The organism is Pseudomonas sp. K5002 (genome assembly GCF_013386655.1).
In the GTDB taxonomy this organism is placed as follows: Bacteria; Pseudomonadota; Gammaproteobacteria; order Pseudomonadales; family Pseudomonadaceae; genus Aquipseudomonas.
Window position 1 is genome coordinate 593 of the sequence record NZ_JACARK010000732.1, and the last position, 2,124, is coordinate 2,716.

Here is a 2,124-nt window from a genome sequence, read left to right on the forward strand (position 1 = left end):
TCCCACATTTGATCTTCATTATTTGACGAATAGTGCATGGCTTCAGGCCATCAAGCCCAGCGTCTTGGCTTTCGCCACTGCCTGGGTGCGCCGCTCCACCCCCAACTTGCTGTGAATCCTCCGCGCATGGGTTTTTACCGTGTGCAGCGAGATAAACAATTGGCTGGCAATTTCCAGATTGGAATTGCCCTGGGCAATCAGTTGCAGCACCTCAAGCTCGCGCTGGCTCAGGGGATTTTCCCCCGCCGCCGCCGGGCATTCCTGCGGTTCCAGCCCCAATGCACTCAACAACCCCGGTTGCCTGAGGCGCAGCTCGCGAATCGCCTGCTGTACCTGGCAACGCCCCGCCAGTTCCAATCCGGCTTCCAGCGAGCGCACGGCCAACGGGCGATCGCCGACTTGCCAGGCCACCTCCCCCAGCACCAAGTGCAACTCCGCTTCCAGGCACAGCATGCCCCGCTGACGGGCGGCCTCCAGTAACGCACTCAGGCGGGCGACAGGCTCTTCGGCGCGATGCAATTTCACTTCGGCCAGCACCTGCAAATATTCAAGCCTGGGGATCAACTCCAGGGTGGCCGGCGGTGCTTGTTTCGCCTTGGGGCCACGGTAGTGCCGCAGCACCCGGGTCACCGCCTCCAGGGTCAGTTCGGCGCGACCCTGTTGCAGCCAGAAATGCCCGCTGAGCAACAGCAATACGGCGCGATAGACGGTGTCGGGCACCTGGCGTTGCTGCATCAGGCGTTCAGCGTCGCGCAACTGGATAAACGCCTGGGCGTAATCGCCCTTGTTGGCGGCCAATAGCGCCAGTCCCAGGTAGCCGTAGAGCACGCGTTTGTCCTGGCTGTGCAGGCACATGCCCAGGCCGGATTCGAAGCATTCGGCGGCCACGGCGTCGTGGCCCTGGCGCAGCGCCAGGTGCCCACGTCGCAAGCAAATCCGTCCCATCAACGGCCCGGCTTTAAGCCGCTGTTGCACCAGCATGCGCTGCACATTCTCCAGCAGGCTTTGGGCCCGATACGGCGCGCCGCGCTGCTCCAGCAACTGCGCATGATCGAGTTCCAACAATGCCTCCAACAGCAGTGAGCCGTGGGAGCGCGCCAGGCACAACGCCTCGCGGTTCAGCGCCTGGGCCACGTCCAGCTCACCACGCAGCAAGGCTTGCTGGGTCAGGCCCGACAGGCACATCAGGCGCGACGTCCAGGCGCTCTCGGGCAAGTCTTGCAGGGCTTCGAGAAAATGTTCCCGGGCCCGTGCGGCTTCGCCGCCCAGATGCAACAGCCAACCCCATTGCGCCTGCCAGCGGGCCAGCAGATAACGCTGCAGGTGCGCGGTCGGTTGCGGAGTGAAACGCGCCAGTTGGTCAATGCACAACGCCGCCTGGTCGAAACGCCCGGCAAACAGCAACGCCGCCGTTACCAAGCCCACCAGTTGCGCCGAGCCCAGCATCAATTCATCACCATGCTGCTCATGCAGGCGCAACAACAGCACCGCGTTTTGCTGGCGGAACAGGTCTTCAAAACTGAAGTGCTGCAACAGGCTCACAGCCACTTCGTACTCTTCGGCCTGCAACGCTTGCTCAAACGCTGCTTGCCAGTCCTCGGCGGCGGTAAACCATTGGCACGCGCGCCGGTGCCAGGAGCGCCTGGCTGGCCAGGGTTCGGCGCGCATCAGTTGGGCCAGTGGCGGGAAGACTTGCAGCCAGTCGGTGGACTCTTCCCAGGGCTCGATAAAGGCGCCCAGCGTCTGCAAGTCTCGCAGGTAGTCGCCACCGTCACCAAAGCCGAACAGGTGGTCACACAAGCTCGGGTTGAAGCGTGGCAGGTGCGCGAGCACGCGCCAGGCCTCAGCCAATTCCGGCGCCAGGCCCGTGAACAGTTCGTGTTGCAGGTAGTCGAGCAAGGTTTTGTCCGGGTGCCCGTCGCCTTCAAGCAATCCGATACGCACTCCGGCGCACCAGCCGGCGCTGAACTGCAATACCTTGTCGGCGCTGGGGCCGGCCAAGTGCTGGATTTCGCTGGGGTCAAACGCCAACTCGGCAGCGCTGCATTCCCACAGTTCATCATCAAGCAACAGCCTGGGCCAGTTGCAGGCCGGCCGCCGCCGCGCGCCGATCCACCAGGTCAG

General features: G+C 63.6%; 1 protein-coding gene. It reads right to left on the minus strand.

The window, feature by feature from the left end; genetic code table 11:
* Window positions 1-42: 42 nt before the first annotated feature.
* Window positions 43-2,124: LuxR C-terminal-related transcriptional regulator (locus HX846_RS27315; protein ID WP_178966479.1), on the minus strand; the 2,082-nt coding region annotated here is incomplete at its 5' end.